The following is an 18,850-nucleotide window of genomic DNA, read 5'->3' on the forward strand; positions in this document are numbered from 1 at the left end:
AGCAGAGCCATGGCGGGGCGGGTTCCGATCACGGGATCAAGAGGCCGCCACTATGCCCGGCAGGACGCCCGGCTGCAATGGGGGCGATCGCATGACCCCCATGCCGGAGGGATGTGCAGGCGGTGCAGGGCAGCCCCCGGAGATCTTCCGTTCTGTTTCGTTTGAACTTTCACTTCGGTGCGAACATATTTCGTTTGACGGGGCGGCGCGGGTGATCCGCAGCCTGCCCAGCGCGACCCGACCGGTTGCAGAGGGGCTTCGACGATGTCCGGGCATGTGTATGATCTGGCGGTGATCGGTGGCGGCGTGAATGGCTGCGGCATTGCCCGCGATGCCGCCGGCCGCGGGCTGGATGTGGTGGTGGTGGAGAAGGGCGACCTTGCCGGGGCCACCTCGTCCGCCAGCACCAAGCTGATCCATGGCGGGCTGCGCTATCTGGAACATCGCGAATTCCGGCTGGTGCGCGAGGCGCTGCAGGAACGCGCCGTGCTGCTGGATGCGCTGCCCCACATCGCCTGGCCGCTGCGCTTCGTGCTGCCGCATCACCGGGGCCTGCGGCCGCGCTGGATGATCCGGCTGGGCCTGTTCATCTATGATCATCTGGCCGGCGGCAATGGCGGGCGGCGAAAGCTGCCGGGCACCCGGCGCCTGGATCTGTCGCGGGATGCGGCCGGCCTGCCGCTGAAGGACGACTACCACACCGCTTTCGAATATTCCGACGCCTGGGTCGACGATGCCCGGCTGGTGGTGCTGAACGCGCTCGATGCGCAGGAAAACGGCGCCCGCATCCTGACCCGCACTGAATTCACCGCCGCCGATCGCGGCGCCGATCTCTGGACGCTGTCGCTGCGCGATGTGGAGACCGGGGAGGTTTCGATCATCCGCGCCCGGGCGGTGGTCAATGCCGCCGGCCCCTGGGTGGCGGAGACCCTGGTCGACCGGCTGAAGGTGAAGACGCCCGAGCGGGTGCGCCTGGTGCGGGGCAGCCATATCGTGGTGCCCCGGCTGTTCGACCACGACCGCGCCTATATCTTCCAGAATGCCGACAACCGCATTGTCTTCGCCATTCCCTACGAGGACGACTTCACCCTGATCGGCACCACCGATGCCGATCACAAGGGTGACCCGGGCCGGGTCGCGATCACGCCCGAAGAGGTCGACTATCTCTGCCGGGCGGTCTCGGGCTATTTCCGGCGCCCGGTCACGCCCGAGATGGTGGTCTGGACCTATTCCGGTGTTCGCCCGCTTTATGACGACGGGGCGAGCAAGGCGCAGGAAGCGACCCGCGACTATGTGCTGACGGTCGACACCGCGGCCGCACCCGTGATCAGCGCATTCGGCGGCAAGATCACCACCTATCGCCGTCTGGCCGAGGCGGCGCTGGCGAAGCTGGAGCCGCTGCTGCCGGCACGCACCGACGGCCGGGCGCTGCGCGGCCCCTGGACCGCCGATGCGCCGCTGCCCGGCGGCCGCCTGCCCGCCGGCGGGGTCGAGGCGCTGGTGCAGAGCCTGGCGCTCAGCCATCCCGTGCTGGACGAACGGACCCGCCGGCGTCTGGCCCGCGCCTATGGCGGCTATGTCCATCGCGTGATCGGCGATGCGGCGGGCGACCCATCGGCGCTGGGCGAGCATTTCGGGGCCGGTCTCCATGCCCGCGAGGTGGCCTGGCTGATGGATCATGAATGGGCGCGCACGGCAGAGGATGTCCTCTGGCGGCGCACCAAGCTGGGTCTCAGGATCGATGCCGCGGGTGTCCGCCGGCTCGATGCCTGGATGCAGGCCCGCCGCTCGGCGCGTCTTGCGGCGTGAGCGTGCGGCTGCAGCAGAGCGGTGCCCGGGCAACCGGCACCACCGGACTTGCCGGGGCCCCGTCCCCCGGCCCAAACTGACGCCTGAAACGACCGGGGCGGCCCAAGCCCCGGCGTGCCGGGCGTGCGGGGGGAGCATTCGCATGGCCGGCACAGCTTCCGAGGAGGATCGCCGTCCCCATGCCCGCCAACCGCAAAGACGATGTTGCCCGTGAAGGTCTGATCCTGGCGCTCGACCAGGGAACCACATCGACCCGCGCCATGCTGTTCAACCAGGACATGCAGGTGGTCGCGACCGACCAGCAGGAATTTCCCCAGCACTTCCCCGCCTCCGGCCATGTCGAACATGATGCCGAAGATCTGTGGCGGACCAGCGTCGAGACCATGCGCGGTGCGCTGGCGAAGGCCGGTGTGGAGGCGGCAGCACTTGCCGGTATCGGCATCACCAACCAGCGTGAAACCACGGTGGTCTGGGATCGCGAGACCGGGCGGGCCATCCATCCGGCCATCGTCTGGCAGGACCGGCGCACGGCGCGGATCTGCGGCGATCTGAAGCGCGACGGGCATGAACAGCTGGTTCGCGACCGTTCGGGCCTGCTGCTCGATCCCTATTTCTCGGCGACCAAGGCCTCGTGGATCCTGGACAAGGTGCCGGGTGCCAGGGCGGCGGCGGAGGCGGGCAAACTCGCCTTCGGCACGGTCGATGCCTTCCTGATCTGGCGGATGACCGGCGGCCGGGTGCATGCGACCGATGCGACCAACGCCTCGCGCACCATGCTCTACGACATCCATCGCGGCGCCTGGTGCCCGGATCTCTGCAAGGTCTTCGGCGTGCCGATGGGCATGCTGCCCGAGGTGCGCGACAGCGCCGGTGACTTCGGCGAAACCCTGCCCGACCTGCTGGGCGTGCCGGTGCCGATCCGTGGTGTCGCCGGCGATCAGCAGGCGGCGACCACCGGCCAGGCCTGTTTCAGGCCCGGCATGGTCAAGGCGACCTATGGCACCGGCTGCTTCGCCCTGCTGGTGACCGGCAATCAGTCGGTGCGGTCGCGCAACCGGCTGCTGACCACGGTCGCGCTGCAGCTGAACGGCCGGCGCAGCTATGCGCTGGAAGGCTCGATCTTCGTGGCCGGCGCCGCGGTGCAGTGGCTGCGCGACGGGCTGGGACTGATCGAGACTTCCGCCCAGACCGAAGTGCTGGCGGCAGAGGCCGATCCGGCGCAGAGCGTCTATCTGGTGCCGGCCTTCACCGGTCTCGGCGCGCCGCATTGGGATGCCGATGCCCGCGGTGCGATGTTCGGCCTGACCCGGGCCACCGGCCCGCGCGAGATTGCGCGCGCGGTGCTGGATTCGGTCGCCTATCAGACCCGCGATCTGGTCGAGGCGATGCGTGGCGACTGGGAGGGGGACGGGTTTTCCGAAACCGTGCTGCGCGTCGATGGCGGCATGGTCGCCAGCGACTGGCTGATGCAGCGTCTGGCCGACATGCTGGCAACCCCCGTCGACCGGCCGAAGCTGCGCGAGACCACCGCGATGGGGGCCGCCTATCTGGCCGGCCTCGCGACCGGCGTCTACCCCGAACCGGATGTCTTCGCCGAAGGCTGGGCGCTGGACCGGCGCTTCGAGCCGGGCATGGCCGAGGCCGAGCGCGAGCGGCTTTACGGCGGCTGGCAGGATGCCGTGCGCCGGACGCTGACCCGCAGCTGACGGGCCGTCACGGCTGCGGGTCCACCGCTCCGGCGGGGTGGCGCGAACGGGGGATCCGCCCTATTCTGATGGGGGTGCGGATCCGCCCGTTCACGTTGCCTTGCGGGGTGATGCCTGACGATGGTCAACGACGTTCTGAAGCTGGTCCTTAGCGGGGCCGAAAGACGACCGTCGCCGGTGATGTCCCGGCGCCTGGACGCCTTGTTCCGCGCCTTGCAGACGCCCACGGATGACCGTGATCCCGAGGACATCCAGGCGATGATCTGGGCGCTGTGGTGCGAGCATCACGACCCGGATGCGACCCGTGCGCTGTCGCGGGCGATCGATGCCATGGTCGCCGGCCGGCTGGTGGTGGCGGAAGGCGTGCTGGACCGCACCGTGCTGCGCTGGCCCGATTTCGCCGAGGCCTGGAACCGCCGCGCCACGCTCTACTACATGCAGGAACGCGACCAGGAGAGCCTGGAGGACATCCGCACGGCGCTGGAGCTGGACCCCCGCCATTTCGGGGCGATCTGCGGCTTCGGCCAGATCTGCATGCGCCGCGGCGATCGCACCGCGGCACTCGCCGCCTTCGAAACCGCGCTCCGGCTCAACCCCTATCTGGCCAATGTCCGCCAGATGGTCGAAGCCCTGGCCGAGGATCTGCCGCGCACGGTGAACTGACACCGTGATCAATTGGTGAAAAGACGTGCCAGCCGCACACGATCGAATGGGCAACACTTGAAGATGATGCGCAGATGGGCGAGGTTTCTCGTCGTTCCGCATCATGTGGCCCATCATCCGGAAGGACCGGTATGCGCGTCGGCAGCCTCGTTGCGTCCCTGCTCGCAGCTCTTGCGCTTGCGGCCTGTTCCTCCTCGCGCGAGAGCCTGCCGTCCAGGACGGCGACCGAGCAGCTGCTGCTGTCGTCGGCGGTCGACAGGGCGGCGCAGGAACTGACCCTGGACCTGCCGCAGGATGCCCCGGTCTTCCTCGACACCACCAATTTCGAGGCCATCGACGGCAAGTATGCGATCGGGGCCGTGCGCGAACAGCTGCTGCGCCGCGGCGCCCGGCTGATGCCCGACCGGGCGCTTGCCGATGTCGTGATCGAGATCCGTTCGGGTGCGCTGTCGATCGATGACGAAAGCTCGCTGCTCGGCCTGCCGGCGATCGACATTCCCGTGCCGATGAGCGATGTCAGCACGCCCGAACTGGCCCTGGTGAAGCGCGACGAGCGCCGCGGCACGGTCAAGCTCGCCGCCGTCGCCTACGACGCCCATGACGGCCGCTTCGTCGACGCGACCGGCCCGGTCTACGGCTATTCGCACATCACCGACTGGACGGTGCTGGTGTTCTCGTGGACCAGCAGCGACGTGCTGCCGGAAGAGCAGCACGTGCCGGCGATCACCGCCAGCCTCAGGGATTTCGGCCTGGCGAGCGCGCCGGAGGATTGAGACCGGCCGGCGGCCCTGCGGCGCTTTTTTTATGCCCCGTTTACGCAGTCGGACCAGGATCGCCATCGCGATTTTACGGCCCTCCGGCCGACACTCCATCCTGACGGGAGCGTCCTCTTGCGGTCGCTCCGCACATCAAGGATCGGAGCCATGATGGACATTCTGATGCTGGCGCTGGGATCCGGGCTGTTCGGCCTGGCCGCTCTCGCAGCCGTCGGGATCGCACGGCTATGACCCCCCTGCCTGAACCGGGGCTGATCGATCTGATCGGGTTGATTCTGGGCGGCCTGGCCGTTGTGGCGCTGGCCGCATGGCTCACCGCCGTTCTGATCCGCCCCGATCGCTGATCCCGCCCCTGAGACGGATCCCGCCATCCCATGACATCGACGGATTTCGGGCGGATCGCGCTTTATCTCGCGATTCTGGCCCTGATCGCGGTGCCGCTCGGCCGCTGGACGGTCGCCGCCGCGTCTTCCTCCGGCCGTTTGGGCCGTGTCTTTGCGCCGGTCGAGGCCGGCATCCTCAGCCTGTCGGGCGTCCGTGCCGGCCGTGAAAGCAGCTGGCTCGGCTATGCGCTGGGGCTGATCGCCTTCAACTATGCCGGCTTTCTGCTGCTTTATGGGGTGCTGCGCCTCCAGGGCGTGCTGCCCTGGAACCCGGCCGGCATTCCGCCGCTCGATCCGGCGGTCGCTTTCAACACCGCGATCAGCTTCGTCACCAACACCAACTGGCAGGCCTATTCGGGGGAGGCGCAGCTGTCCTCCTTCTCGCAGGCCTTCGGGCTGGGGGTGCAGAACTTTCTGTCGGCGGCCACCGGCATTGCGGTGATGGTGGCGCTGGCCCGCGGCTTTGCCCGCGCCGAGACGCCGACCATCGGCTGCCTGACGACCGACGTCACCCGGATCACGCTGCGCCTGCTGCTGCCGCTGGCGGTTGCGGTGACCATCCTTCTGGTGCTGCAGGGTGTGCCGCAGGTGATGACCGGCACGCTGGCATCCATGGGTCTCGACGGCCATGCCCAGGCCATTCCGCTCGGGCCCGTGGCCTCGCAGGTGGCGATCAAGCAGCTCGGCACCAATGGCGGCGGCTTCTATGGCGTCAATTCCGCCCATCCGCTGGAAAACCCGACCGCCTGGTCGAACCTGATCGAGGTGGTGGCGATTCTGGCGCTGCCGGCGGCGATGCCCTTCGCCTTCGGCCGCCTTGCCGGCGATCCGCGCCAGGGTCGGGCGCTGTTCCTTGCCATGCTGATCCCCTTCGCCGTCTTTGTGGGGCTGACCGTCTGGGCGGAGACGACCGGCAACCCGATCCATCACGCGCTGGGCCTCGCCGGTCCCAATATGGAAGGCAAGGAGGTCCGCTTCGGGGCCGCCGACAGCGCCATCTGGGCGGCGGCGACCACGGCCGCGTCCAACGGCTCGGTCAATGCCATGCATGACAGCTTCACGCCGCTCGGCGGCATGGTCGCCATGATCGGCATGATGCTGGGCGAGGTGATCTTCGGCGGCGTCGGCAGCGGGCTTTACGGGCTGGTGATCTTCGCGGTGATCGCGGTTTTCGCCGCCGGGCTGATGGTCGGCCGCACGCCCGAATACATGGGCAAGAAGATCGAGGCCCGCGAGATGACGCTGGCGATGCTGGCGCTGATCGGCCTCGCGGTCGCGATGCTGGTCCCGGCCGCCCTTTCGGCCGTGCTGCCCGCGGGCCGTGCCGCCGTGCAGGATGCCGGACCGCATGGCCTGTCCGAGATCCTCTATGCCTATGCTTCGGCGGCCGGCAATAACGGCTCGGCTTCCGCGGGCTTCGGCGCCGCGCAGACCTTCCATGCCATCGCCGTCGGCATCGCGATGATGATCGGCCGCTATCTGCCGGTGGTGGTGGTGCTGGCAATCGCCGGCAGCCTGGCCGCCAAGAAGAAGATCCCGGCCACTGCCGGCACCCTGCCGACCCATGGCCCGCTCTTCATCGGCCTGCTGATCGGCACGGTCGCGATCATCGGCGGTCTCACCTATTTCCCGGCGCTCGCGCTGGGCCCCGTCGCGGAGCATCTGTCCATGCTCCTCGGCCGGACGTTCTGACGGAACCCGCTCCCATGCGTACATCCGAGGACATCCGCCTCGTCGACCCGGCGCTGCTGTCGCGCGCCGCCCGCGAGGCCTTCACCAAGCTCGCACCGCATGCCCTTGCGGGCAATCCGGTGATGCTGACCACCGCCGTGGTCGCAGCCGTCGCGACCATCCTGGCCGTGATCGATCTTGCAAGCGGCGGCCCCCATGGTGCGGTGCTGGCGCAGATCTGCCTCTGGCTTTGGGCGACGGTGCTGTTCGGCAATTTCGCCGAGGCGCTGGCCGAGGGCCGCGGCCGGGCCCGCGCCGACAGCCTGCGCGCCACCCAGTCCGAGACGCCGGCAAAGCTGCTGCCGGCCATGCCGCGCGGCGATGCCCGCATCCATGACTGGCGTGCGGTGTCGTCCCGCGATCTCGGCCCCGATGATCTGGTCTATGTCGAGGCGGGCGACATCGTGCCTGCCGATGGCGAGGTCGTCGCCGGCATCGCCTCGGTCGACGAAAGCGCCATCACCGGCGAAAGCGCGCCGGTGATCCGCGAAAGCGGCGGCGACCGCTCGGCGGTCACCGGCGGCACCCGGGTGGTGTCGGATGCGATCGTCGTCCGCGTCACCCAGCGGCCGGGCGAAAGCTTCCTCGACCGGATGATCGGTCTGGTCGAGGGCGCGACGCGGCGCAAGACGCCGAACGAGATCGCGCTCACCATCCTGCTGGTCTCGCTGACGCTCATCTTCCTGATCGTGGTGGCCAGCCTCGAAGCCTTCGCGGCCTTCTCGGGCCGGCTGATCCCGGTCGGCTTCCTGATCGCGCTGCTGGTCACCCTCATCCCCACCACCATCGGTGGTCTGCTTTCGGCCATCGGCATCGCGGGCATGGACCGGTTGATCCGCGCCGGCGTCGTGGCCCGGTCGGGCCGCGCGGTCGAGGCGGCGGGCGATGTCGACGTGCTGCTGCTGGACAAGACCGGCACCATCACCTTCGGCAACCGCATGGCCGATGCCTTCCTGCCCCTGCCCGGTGTGGGGGAAGCGCAGCTGGCAGAGGTTGCGGCGCTCGCCAGCCTTGGCGACGAAACGCCCGAGGGCCGCTCGATCCTCGACCTGGCGCGCAAGGCCCATGGCTTCCATGCCGGGGCGGCGGAGGTGGCGCGCATGGTGCCGTTCACCGCCCAGACCCGGATTTCCGGGGCGGACCTGAATGACGGCCGCCGGCTGCGCAAGGGCGCGGGCGATGCGATCCTGAAACAGGCCAAGGGCAGCGTCCCGCCCCAGCTCGGCCATCTGGTCGATCAGGTCGCGCGCAGCGGCGGCACGCCGCTGGTGGTGGCGGAAGACGACCGGCCGCTGGGCGTGATCCACCTGAAGGATGTGATCAAGCCCGGCATTCGCGAGCGCTTTTCGGAACTGCGGCGGATGGGCATCCGCACGGTGATGATCACCGGCGACAACCCGATCACGGCGGCGGCGATCGCGGCCGAAGCCGGTGTCGACGACGTGCTGGCCGAGGCCACGCCCGAACGCAAGCTGGAGCTGATCCGCGCCGAACAGGCCAGGGGCCGAATGGTCGCGATGTGCGGCGACGGCTCCAACGATGCGCCGGCGCTGGCCCAGGCCGATGTCGGCGTGGCGATGAACGAGGGCACGCCGGCCGCCAAGGAGGCGGCCAATCTGATCGATCTCGACAGCGACCCCACCAAGCTGATCGAGGTGGTGATGGTGGGCAAGCAGCTGCTGGTCAGCCGCGGTGCCCTCACCACCTTCTCGATCGCCAATGACGTGGCGAAGTATTTCGCCATCGTCCCGGCGCTGTTCGCCGGGGTGTATCCGGCGCTGGGCGCGCTCGACATCATGCGGCTCTCAAGCCCCGAAAGCGCGATCCTCTCGGCGGTCATCTTCAACGCCCTGATCATCGTGGCGCTGGTGCCGCTGGCGCTCAAAGGCGTTGCGGCGCGGGCCAGCTCGGCCGCGGCCCTGCTGCGCCGGAACCTGCTGATCTATGGCCTGGGCGGGCTGATCGCGCCCTTCATCGGCATCAAGGCGATCGACATGATCGTCTCGGGCCTCGGTCTGGTCTGAGCGAGGGAGACAGTCTTATGCTGCACCCCATGTTGCGCAACATCCGCCGGGCGGTGGTGCCGCTCGCGCTGTTCTCGGGCCTGCTCGGCCTTGGCTATCCACTGGCCATGGCCGGCCTTGCCGGGGCGATCGCGCCCCGGCAGGCGGCGGGCAGCCCGGTCACCGATGCGGCCGGGCGGGTGGTCGGCTCGGCGCTGGTCGGCCAGGCGTTCACCTCTCCCGGCTATTTCCATGGCCGCCCCTCTGCCGTCGACTACGACGCGGCGGCGGCCGGCGCCTCCAATCTCGGGCCGACCTCGGCCGCGCTGGCGGCAGAGATCCGCGACCGCATCGCCGCGGTCAGGGCAGAGACGGGGACGGGCGGCGCGGTCCCGGGCGATCTGGTGACGGCCTCGGGATCGGGGCTCGACCCGGATCTGTCGCCCGACGCGGTGCGGCTGCAGATCCCGCGGGTGGCGAAGGCCCGGCAGATGGCGCCCGATGCCCTGGCGGCGCTGGTGGCTGCCCATGTCGAGCGGCCGGTCGCCGGGCTGATCGGCCAGCCGCGGGTCAACCTGCTGCGGCTCAACATGGCACTCGACGCCATGGCCGGCCCCGGGGCAGGCTGAGCCTGAAGCTCCGCCGTGGAGAGCCCGATGACCAGAGACGCCGACAGACCCGCCCCCGAGGCGTTGATCGAGGATGCGAAGCGCGAGCGCCGCGGCCGGCTCAAGATCTTCCTGGGCGCCGCCCCCGGCGTGGGCAAGACCTATGCGATGCTGGAAGAGGCGCAGCGCCGCCGCGCCGAAGGGACCGACGTCGCGGTGGCGGTGGTCGAGACCCATGGCCGGGCCGAGACCGAGGCGCTGCTGCGCGGGCTGGAGGTGATCCCGCGCCGGATCCTGACCCATCGCGGCCGGAGCTTCCCCGAGATGGATCTGGATGCGGTGCTGGCGCGCCGCCCGGCCCTGGCCCTGGTCGATGAATTCGCCCATACCAACGTGCCGGGGGCGCGCCACGAAAAGCGCTTCCAGGATGTGGCCGAACTGATCGATGCCGGCATCGACGTGCTGACCACGCTCAACGTCCAGCATCTGGAAAGCCTGAACGACATCGTCCAGCGCATCACCCGCATCCGGGTGCGCGAGACCCTGCCCGACGACGTGCTGGCGATGGCCGACGAGATCGAGCTGATCGATCTGCCGCCCGACGATCTGATCCGGCGCCTGCGCGAGGGCAAGGTCTATCTGGGCGACCAGGCGCGGCGGGCGGTGCTGCATTTCTTCAGCCGCGGCAATCTGACGGCGCTGCGCGAGCTGGCGCTGCGCGCGGCCGCCGAGCGGGTCGATGAAGAGATGATCCGCTATATGCGCGCCCATGCCGTGCCCGGCCCCTGGCCGGCGCGGGAACGGCTGATGGTCTGTATCGGCACGGGGGCAGAGGCCGAGGCGGTGGTCCGCGCCGGCCGGCGCATGGCCGACCGCGCGCGGCTGCCCTGGATCGCGGTTCATGTCGAGACCGGGGCCGGCGCCGCGTCTGCCGGTGATTACACCCCCCAGGACCGCGCCAACCGGGCACTGAGGCTGGCCGAGCGGCTGGGGGCGGAGGGGACCGTGCTGCCGCGGCCGGTCCATGCCCGGCGGCTGGCCGACGAGCTGGTGGCGCTGGCGCGGGAGCGCAATGTCAGCCGGATCGTGATCGGCCGGGCACCCCGCCGGCCCTGGTGGCGGCGCCTGGGGGCAGGCGGCGGGCTGGCCGAGGCGCTGGTCAGCCGCGCGACCGGCTTCGAATTGACCGTCATCGCCGCCGAGACCGGGGCGACCGCCGCCGCAGCCGAACCCGGCCGTCTGCAGGCGGAGGCCCCGGGTCCGCATTTCGGGCCGCGGGAACTGGCGCTGATCGGCGTGTCCGTCGCCGCCGCCGCCCTGGTCTCGACCCTGGTCGAGATGATCCTGCCTTTGCCCAATGTGTCGCTGGTCTTCCTGATCGCGGTCCTGGTGGTGGCGGTGCGCGGCGGGCTCTGGCCCTCGATCGCGGCCAGCGTGCTCAGCTTCTTCGCCTACAATTTCTTCTTCACCGTGCCCCACCACACTTTTCAGGTGTCGCGGACCGAGGACATCCTGACCATCGTCTTCTTCCTGATTGCGGCGGCGCTGACCGGCAATCTCGCCGGTCGGCTGCGGGAGCGGGTGCAGGCGGAGCGGCAGGCGGCGCGGCGGGTCGGCAATCTGTATGATTTCGCCCGCAAGGCCGCCGGGGCGGCCGATGTCGACGATGTCGCCTGGGCGGTGGTCTCCCATGTCGCCCGCACGCTGCAATGCGATGCGGTGCTGCTGCTGCCGGAACCCGATGGCGGGCTCAGGATCGGCGCCGGCTTTCCCCCTGAGGACCGGCTGACCCCCGCCAACCGGGCGGCGGCGGAATGGGCCTGGCGGCACGAGCGGCCGGCGGGCTGGTCTTCCGACACGCTGCCGGCATCCGACTGGCTGTTCGTGCCGATGAAGGCCGCGCGGGGGCCCGTGGGGCTGGTCGGCGTCTCGTTCGGCGGACGCGACGGCCGGCCGAAACAGCTGGGCCCCGAACAGCGCCGGCTGCTGGAGGCGGTGGTCGATCAAGCGGCGCTTGCCGTCGACCGTACCCTGCTCGCGGCGGATATCGAGCGGGAACGGCTGAAGGGCGAGGCGGATGCCCTGCGGGCGGCCCTGCTCTCATCCATCAGCCATGATCTGCGCACGCCGCTGGTCTCGATCATCGGTGCCGCCTCCAGCCTGAAGAGCCTGGGGGAGGCGCTGGATCCCGGCGCCCGCGGCGAGCTGGCCGACACCATCCACGACGAGGCGAGGCGGCTGGATGCCTATGTCCAGAACCTGCTGGACATGACCCGGCTCGGCCATGGCGCGCTGGCACTGCGTCGCGACTGGGTGGATCTGGCGGAACTGGCCGGGCGGGTGCGCGGCCGGCTGGCCCGGCAACTGGGCGGGCGGCAGCTGGACGTGGTGGTGCCCGAAGGCCTGCCGCTGCTTCATGTCGATGCGGTGCTGATGGAACAGGTGCTGGTCAATCTGGTCGACAACGCGGTCAAGCATGGCGGGCCGGATGGCCGGATCACCATCGCCGCCGCCCTTGCCGATCGCGGCCGCAGCATCGACATCCGGGTAGAGGATGACGGGCCGGGCATCCCCGAAGCGGATCGGGAGGCCGTGTTCGACATGTTCCACCGGGTGAAGGCGGGCGACAGCCAGCCCGCCGGCACCGGGCTCGGGCTTGCGATCTGTCGCGGCTTCGTCGAGGCTCATGGCGGCACGATCCGTGCCGAGGCCGGTGCCGGTGGCCAGGGCACCCGGATCGTGATCCGCCTGACCGTCGCGGAGCCGCCGGCCCCGCCGCCCGAAGATGCCGAGTGACGCCCCCTCATCGGAGAGACGATGCCCGTCGACATGAACACCGCCCGCATTCTGGTGGTCGATGACGAACCCCAGATCCGCCGCTTTCTCAAGATCGCGCTCGGTGCCGCCGGCTTCGAGGTGATCGAGGCGGCGACGGGGGAGGAGGCGGTCCGGGCCGCGGCGACCCGGGCGCCGGCGATGATCGTGCTGGATCTGGGCCTGCCCGATATCGACGGCACCGAGGTGATCGGCCGGATCCGCGACTGGTCGGGCGTACCGATCCTGGTCCTTTCGGTGCGGGCCGACGAGGCCGGCAAGGTGGCGGCGCTGGATCGGGGGGCGGATGACTATGTCACCAAGCCCTTCGGCATCGCCGAGCTCACCGCCCGTATCCGGGCGACGCTGCGGGCGCGCGGCACCGCACCGGCCCAGCCGGGGCAGATCCCGGCCGCGCCTGATGACGAGGCGCTGATCCGCATCGGCCCCCGGATCACCATCGATCAGCCCCGCCATGAAGTGACGCTCGACGGTCAGCCGGTGAAGCTCAGCCGGCGGGAATACGACCTGCTGCGCATCCTGGCCCGCAATCGCGGCCGGATGATGACCCATGCCCAGCTGCTGCGCGAGGTCTGGGGGCCGGCGCACGAGGCCGACACCCATTATCTGCGGATCTATGTCGGCCATCTGCGCCAGAAGCTGGGCGACGACCCCGCCGATCCGAAGCTGATCGTCAACGAACCCGGCGTCGGCTACCGGCTGGAGGGAGGCTGAAGACGGGGCCGGGCGGGGGCAACCCCACCATCAACTCTATGGGTTGATGGTGGGGGGTGATGGTGGGCCGGATCAGGCCAGGCCCTTGGCGCGAGTGATGTCTTCCAGCGCCGCCAGCCAGTGATGGTAATAGGTGGTGCCGAGATCCGGATCGCCGCCCAGCTGGGCGGTCACGATGCGCGCCGACAGGGTCGCCGCCCATTCGTTCCAGCTGAACAGGCCGGCCTCGTGCAGGGACACGACCAGGGCGAAAGCCTGGGCTTCCCAGGGTTCGCGGAAGACCGGTCCCTCGGCATCGGCCGGTTGGCCCAGCAGCAGGGGCGGCATTGGCCGGGCTGCGGGCGGCGTGCAGGTGATGCCGTGGGCGCCGGCATCCGGCGTGCCGGTGGCCGCGGGGCGGGCAGCACCGGCCGGCACCACGGTGATGGGGCGGGGTGTTGAGGGGGGTTGATGCTCCGTCGCCATCATGCCGGCTCCAGATAGTCGTCCCACAGATCGGCGTGGACGCAGTCATTGGGATGGGCGGTCTCGCCCCAGAGATCGCGTGCGGCGAAGCGCACGGCATAGCAGGGCTGGGGATCCTCGCCGCGGCGGGCGGCGGCGGCATCCGGCAGCACGAAATCGCCGTGCAGGCGCTCGATCGTGCCCACGCGGCCGCGCACATAGCGCGGCGCCCTGGTATGGGCCAGCGTGTTGATATCGCGGACCTTTACCCGGTCGCCGGCCTTGAAGCGGGCGGGGCGGCCGCTGCCCTCCCGGCGGGCGCTGGCACCGCGCGCCAGGATGGCGGCGGCCTGGGTGGCATCGGGGGCGGATTTCAGATCGGCCGGCAGGGCCGGGGCCGCCGGATCGGGCACCCCCGTTTCAAATTCAGCGTCGGTGGCGAGGCCATGGCGGACCATCAACCTTTCAAGCCCGCGCAGCCAGATTTCATAGTAGCTGCTGGTCAGATAGACCGGCGGCGGCAGGCTTTCGCGGGCATGGCGTGCCTCGTCGATCGACCAGCGGCCCAGGAAACCCACCGCCAGCGTGACCGCCAGCGCGCGCGCTTCCCAGGGGGCATGAAAGACCGGCTCGTTCACCTCGATCCCGATCGGGCCGAAGCCCATCATGCCGCCCAGATCCTGTGCCCCGTTCATGGCCGCAGCTCCGCCGTCTGATCGGCGATGCGCGTGACGCCGATCATCGCATCCCGGGTGACGATCTCCGCCAGCCGGTCCTCGTCCCAGCCCTCGGTGCCGGCGGGGCGCTGCGGCAGGACCAGATAGCGCAGTTCGGCGGTGCTGTCCCAGACCCTGACCTCGACCTCGTCGCCGATCGTGCAGCCGAATTCGGCGAGCACCCCGCGCGGGTCCAGCACGGCCCGCGAGCGATAGGGGGCGGATTTGTACCAGACCGGCGGCAGGCCCAGCACCGTCCAGGGATAGCAGGAGCACAGCGTGCACACGACCATGTTGTGCACCCGGTCGGTGTTCTCCAGCACCACCATGTCCTCGCCCTGGCGGCCGGTGAAGCCGAACTCGGCGATGGCGGCGGTGGCATCGCTCAGCAGCCGGGCCTTGTAGGCCGGGTCGGTCCAGGCGCGGGCGACCACGCGGGCGCCGTTGCGCGGCCCGACCTTGCTTTCATAGGTGTCGACGATCAGGTCGAGCGCCGCCGGATCGACCAGCCCCTTGGCCACCGCCAGCGCCTCGATCGCCTTCACCCGCGCCGCCATGGGCGAAGGCGGGGCCGCATGCGCGTGCCCCTGCCCGTCATGTCCGTGATCATGATCGTGATCATGGGCATGGTCATGATGATCGCCTGCCATCCTGTCCTCCCTGGGGCGTCGTTTCCGTGCGCGGTTCCGTTCAGTCGACGGTAGGCCGCTCGGGTATGCGGCGCAAGTCGGTGCCCGGCAGTGTGGACCGGCCGGGCAGCCCGTCATCGGCCGTCATCGCCTGTTCCAGCCAGGCGGCGACGCGCTCGATCTCGGGCCGGTCGGCCGCACTTTCCCCGTGGATCAGCCAGTAGGCGTCGGTCCAGGGCACGGCGGTGGCGAACAGCCGGGCCAGGCGGCCGGCGGCGATGTCGGTCGCGACCATGCGGTTCGGTGCCAGCGCCACGCCATGGCCGGCGATGGCGGCGCCGATCAGATGGTCGTGATCGCCCAGAACCGGGCCGCGCGGCGGCTCGGCGCGGGAGATGCCGGCACTGCGGAACCACAGGTCCCAGGCATCTTCGGGGCCGCGCAGCAGCCGGTAGCGCAGCAGGGCTTCGGGGGCCGCCGGCCGGCCGGCCCGGGCCAGATAGACCGGGGCGGCGACCGGCACCAGCATGTCGCCGGCCAGCCGGTCGACCCGCTCGCTGCCGCGCGGCCGGGCCCCGATCCTCAGGATCAGGTCGGGCGGCGGGGCATCGCCATCGGGGGCGCCTTCCACCATCAGATGCGGCTCGATCCCGGGCACGGCGGCCTCGAGCTCGTCCATGCGCGGCAGCAGCCAGCGGGTGGCGATCACCGCGGGTGCCGCAATGCGGACCGGCTCGGCCGGCAGGCCGTCCAGCTCCACCAGCCCGCGGGCCAGCAGGTCGAACATTTCGCGCGAGGTGGCATAGAGCCGCCGTCCGTGTTCGGTCAGCACCACCTTGCGGTGCAGCCGGCGGAACAGCCGCATGCCCAGCCGGTCTTCCAGATCGCGGATCCGGTGGCTGATGGCGCCGTCGGTGAGGTGCAGTTCCTCGGCGGCGCGGGCGAAACTCTGATGGCGGGCGGCAGCCTCGAAGGCGTGCAGGGCACCCAGGGGGGGAAGGCGACGGCGTGACATGGCAGGACGCTCCGGATCTGGCGTCGACCGGGCGGCATCCGCTGGGCCTCTGGGGCAGCGCGGGGCGGTCAGGGGCGTGCGGTCCGCATCATGGGATCACCATGATGGGCCGGCCAGCCTGTCCGCACCATCCGCGGCCGGTCCGGCAATCCGTCTCTCCATTAAGAGAAACGGGATGGCTGAACCAACGGCCTCAGGCGGATGCCGGGTCGAAGGCGGTCTGAACTGACGGATAAGGGGAGCTTGGGCCGGAACCCGCCGCACTCAGGCGGCGCGGGGTACTCCGGAACGGGCGGAGGCCGGCGGCGTGACGGCGCCATGCCGGGCGGTCGGGGTGGCAGCGTGCTGCGGATGCATCACGGTACCACCCGGTCGCTTGTCATCTTTGCCGCGGCGACCGTCGAGGTCGAACTGACGGCGCGAGATGGAGCCTCCATCGGCATGGTCGGCCTGCCAGCCGCCAAACCAATTGCGGTCGCGACCCTGATTGCGGGCGGCCTGCACGGTCATCACGGTCACGGCGGCACCAAGGGTGATGGTCGCGATGGTGGTCGCGGTCACGGTGGTGGCGGTGGCGGTGCGAGCGGGCGAAGCGGCGGCGATCAGGGCGGACATATCGGCGATCTCCGTATCGGCACGCGGGCCGGGACGAAGTGTCCGGGCCGGGGTGCGGCTAGAGCCGGGCAAAGGATGCGCCGAAATGTCGCGCAATCCAACCCCGAATCCGTTGATCCTGCGACGATTTGATCCTTATGTCCGGCCCGCTGTGTCCTGGGGGTCGCGTGCCGCCCCTGCGGTCGGATGGCCGCCGGCCAGCGCCGCGGCCATGCGCTCGGCCTTGTCGATCATCAGCATCGCCGCCACCGGCGGGCAGGTGCGGATCGCGGTCTCGCGCCAGATCGCCAGCCAGCGGTGGAAATGACCCGGCGTCAGCTCGGGCATCGCCGCATGGGTGCGCATCGGACTGCCCTTATAGCTGCCGTCGTGGAACAGCACTGAGCGCCAGAACCCGACCACCCGGGCGATGTGGTCGGGCCAGGCATCATCGGCGACCCGGGCAAAGACCGGCGCCAGCATTTCGTCGTGGCGGGCACGATCGTAGAAGGCGGCGACCAGCCGTTCCAGGGTGGCGGGATCGACGGGGCTGTCGGTGACGGCTGCGCGCTGGCGGAGAGGTGGGGAGGTGGTCATGTACGGGCTCGCGACGGCTGCGGAAGAGGCGTGGGGCGGCGGCATGCGATTGGGGCCTTGCCCCCTGCCGCGTGGCAACGTAAACCATTGTGGGGCCAAGGGGACAGACGGAAAACCCGATGACGGATCTGAAGGATCAGAAGCACTCTGTGCCACAGGGGCCGGCGACGCCGGGACGGCGGCGCTTCCTGCGTTTCGGCGTGGCCGGGCTCGTGGCCGGAACAGGCCTGCTTGCGGGCTGTGAGGCGCGTGCCCCCCGCCAGATGACGGTGATCGAGCCGGCGCCGATGCCCGAAACCCTGCCGCCGCAGGAGGTCGTGCCGGGCATGCCGCTGTTCCCGACCCGGGCGGTGCTGAGCAAGATGGAGCGCAGCCTGGTCTTCTTCGACGGCGACCGCGAGGTGAAGCGCTATTCGGTCGCCATCGGCCGCGGTGGCCCGGGCCCGAAGCGGGAAGAGGGCGACGCCCTGACCCCCGAGGGCCGCTATCACATGATGCCGCCGGGGCGCGAATCCCTCGACGGCTTCCGCTGGTTCATCCCGATCAGCTATCCGAATGCCGAAGACAAGGCGCGTGCCGCCGCGGCCGGCGGCCGGCTGAAGCTCGGCGGCGCGATCGGCCTGCACGGCACCGGCGACGGCCCGTGGGAAAGCATTCATGCCCGCGGCGACCGCAGCTGGACGCTCGGCTGCCTGGCGGTCACCAATCAGGAAATCGACGAGATCCGCGAGATGATCTCGTATAACGGCCGCCGTCCCTTCCCGATCGACATGCGGGCCTGAGGCCGGCCATGGGGTGGCGGCTGCGGATCCTGCCCGGGCTGATCGCGAGCCTGGTCCTCGCGGCCTGCGGGGGCGGCAGCATTCCGGGGCCCGATGCGCCGCGGGCGGCACCTCTGGTCTGCGCGGCGGAGCCGCCGCCGGGCGGCATGGTTGCGGCGATGGTCAATGTGGCCGAGGGCGAATGGCGGGCCTTCGGCAGCCCGGTGGTCGATTTCCGTGGCGGCGCCCCGTCGCTGAACCCGCCGGGCCTGGACGAGACCGACAGCCGGGTGCGCGGCCGGCTTCAGCTCTACTGGCGGGCGGCGGCGGATGATCACGGCCTGAAGATGGGCGCCTCCGACGTGCCGGAGCTGTCGCCCTGGTCGGCGGCCTTCATCTCCTATGTCGCCTGCATGGCCGGCATCTCTCCGGCCGATCTGCCGCCGGCCTCGCGGCATCTGGACTATGTCGACCATGTGATCTTCCGGGCCCTCGGCGCCCAGGGCGACCTCACCGCCCGTTTCGTGCCGGCCGATCCGCACGAGACCTCGATCCGGCCGGGCGATCTGCTCTGCGCCGATCGCGGCCGGTCGGAAGGCGGTCCCGAACTCGATGACTGGCACCAGCGCGCGCGGGAGGTGCTGGATGCCCGCGCCCGCGGCTGGGATACGCGGCCGCGGGGTATGCATTGCGATCTGGTGGTCAGGGTCGGGCCGGGCACGATCGCGGCGATCGGCGGCAATGTCCGGGATCGGGTGGCGATGAGCCTGTTCCCGGCTGATGCCGCGGGACGGCCGATCCCGGTCAGGGGCACGCCTCATTGGTTCGTGACGCTCGCCGCGGTCGACCACTGACCGGGACGTCGC

17 protein-coding genes and 1 pseudogene are annotated in these 18,850 nt (G+C 70.3%); 12 read left to right on the forward strand and 6 right to left on the reverse strand.

The features are described 5' to 3' along the window. The first annotated feature begins 264 nt into the window (after nt 1–264). From glpD to CMO28_RS12870, 10 genes are all read left to right on the forward strand, one after another. Nucleotides 265–1,809, forward strand: a complete 1,545-nt coding sequence (gene glpD, locus CMO28_RS12825; RefSeq protein WP_296714029.1) for a glycerol-3-phosphate dehydrogenase — start codon at nt 265–267, stop codon at nt 1,807–1,809. Nucleotides 1,810–1,988: 179 nt separating this feature from the next. Continuing rightward, complete coding sequence (gene glpK / locus CMO28_RS12830) at nt 1,989–3,515, forward strand: glycerol kinase GlpK (protein WP_296714031.1); 1,527 nt, start codon at nt 1,989–1,991, stop codon at nt 3,513–3,515. A gap of 120 nt (nt 3,516–3,635) precedes the next feature. Next, on the forward strand, nt 3,636–4,178 hold the full coding sequence (locus tag CMO28_RS12835; protein ID WP_296714032.1) for a tetratricopeptide repeat protein: 543 nt from the start codon (nt 3,636–3,638) through the stop codon (nt 4,176–4,178). Between the two features lie 131 nt (nt 4,179–4,309). Beyond that, nucleotides 4,310–4,951, forward strand: a complete 642-nt coding sequence (locus CMO28_RS12840; protein ID WP_062761597.1) for a DUF6655 family protein — start codon at nt 4,310–4,312, stop codon at nt 4,949–4,951. 230 nt (nt 4,952–5,181) lie between these two features. Beyond that, the gene (locus tag CMO28_RS12845) at nt 5,182–5,298 is read left to right on the forward strand and encodes a potassium-transporting ATPase subunit F (RefSeq protein WP_296714035.1); all 117 of its coding nucleotides are present in this window, start codon (nt 5,182–5,184) and stop codon (nt 5,296–5,298) included. A gap of 30 nt (nt 5,299–5,328) precedes the next feature. Further along, nucleotides 5,329–7,029, forward strand: a complete 1,701-nt coding sequence (kdpA, locus tag CMO28_RS12850; protein ID WP_296714039.1) for a potassium-transporting ATPase subunit KdpA — start codon at nt 5,329–5,331, stop codon at nt 7,027–7,029. A gap of 14 nt (nt 7,030–7,043) precedes the next feature. Further along, nucleotides 7,044–9,092: a potassium-transporting ATPase subunit KdpB gene (gene kdpB, locus CMO28_RS12855; RefSeq protein WP_296714041.1), complete on the forward strand. Its 2,049-nt coding sequence runs from the start codon at nt 7,044–7,046 to the stop codon at nt 9,090–9,092. A gap of 29 nt (nt 9,093–9,121) precedes the next feature. Next, nucleotides 9,122–9,700, forward strand: a complete 579-nt coding sequence (gene kdpC / locus CMO28_RS12860) for a potassium-transporting ATPase subunit KdpC (protein WP_296714236.1) — start codon at nt 9,122–9,124, stop codon at nt 9,698–9,700. A gap of 27 nt (nt 9,701–9,727) precedes the next feature. After that, nucleotides 9,728–12,475, forward strand: coding sequence for a sensor histidine kinase (locus CMO28_RS12865; protein WP_296714043.1), 2,748 nt, complete (start codon nt 9,728–9,730; stop codon nt 12,473–12,475). Nucleotides 12,476–12,496: 21 nt separating this feature from the next. Next, the gene (locus tag CMO28_RS12870) at nt 12,497–13,228 is read left to right on the forward strand and encodes a response regulator (protein WP_296714045.1); all 732 of its coding nucleotides are present in this window, start codon (nt 12,497–12,499) and stop codon (nt 13,226–13,228) included. Here the strand turns inward: CMO28_RS12870 and CMO28_RS29925 are convergent. The 6 genes and pseudogenes from CMO28_RS29925 to CMO28_RS12900 form a co-directional block, all read right to left on the reverse strand. Next, nucleotides 13,188–13,555, reverse strand: a pseudogene (locus tag CMO28_RS29925) (nitrile hydratase accessory protein). The gene CMO28_RS12870 and the pseudogene CMO28_RS29925 overlap by 41 nt on opposite strands. A 137-nt stretch (nt 13,556–13,692) precedes the next feature. Further along, nucleotides 13,693–14,367 (reverse strand): nitrile hydratase subunit beta, encoded by a 675-nt coding sequence (gene nthB / locus CMO28_RS12880; RefSeq protein ID WP_296714049.1) that lies wholly within the window; start codon nt 14,365–14,367, stop codon nt 13,693–13,695. Further along, nucleotides 14,364–15,038 (reverse strand): nitrile hydratase subunit alpha, encoded by a 675-nt coding sequence (nthA, locus tag CMO28_RS12885; protein WP_296714050.1) that lies wholly within the window; start codon nt 15,036–15,038, stop codon nt 14,364–14,366. The genes nthB and nthA overlap by 4 nt, the downstream gene beginning before the upstream one ends. A 40-nt stretch (nt 15,039–15,078) precedes the next feature. Continuing rightward, nucleotides 15,079–16,032, reverse strand: a complete 954-nt coding sequence (locus CMO28_RS12890) for a LysR substrate-binding domain-containing protein (RefSeq protein ID WP_062761589.1) — start codon at nt 16,030–16,032, stop codon at nt 15,079–15,081. 264 nt (nt 16,033–16,296) lie between these two features. Next, entirely contained in the window at nt 16,297–16,647 is a 351-nt protein-coding gene (locus CMO28_RS12895) for a hypothetical protein (RefSeq protein WP_062761588.1), read from the reverse strand. 135 nt (nt 16,648–16,782) lie between these two features. After that, on the reverse strand, nt 16,783–17,223 hold the full coding sequence (locus tag CMO28_RS12900) for a group III truncated hemoglobin (protein WP_296714055.1): 441 nt from the start codon (nt 17,221–17,223) through the stop codon (nt 16,783–16,785). A gap of 119 nt (nt 17,224–17,342) precedes the next feature. Between CMO28_RS12900 and CMO28_RS12905 the strand changes: the two genes are divergently transcribed. Together CMO28_RS12905 and CMO28_RS12910 are read left to right on the forward strand one after the other, a co-directional pair. Continuing rightward, complete coding sequence (locus CMO28_RS12905) at nt 17,343–18,005, forward strand: L,D-transpeptidase family protein (RefSeq protein ID WP_014743978.1); 663 nt, start codon at nt 17,343–17,345, stop codon at nt 18,003–18,005. A gap of 8 nt (nt 18,006–18,013) precedes the next feature. Continuing rightward, complete coding sequence (locus CMO28_RS12910; RefSeq protein ID WP_296714058.1) at nt 18,014–18,838, forward strand: DUF2272 domain-containing protein; 825 nt, start codon at nt 18,014–18,016, stop codon at nt 18,836–18,838. Nucleotides 18,839–18,850 lie beyond the last annotated feature (12 nt).

This window comes from Tistrella sp. (genome assembly GCF_002684955.1).
GTDB classification, from domain to species: domain Bacteria; phylum Pseudomonadota; class Alphaproteobacteria; order Tistrellales; family Tistrellaceae; genus Tistrella; species Tistrella mobilis.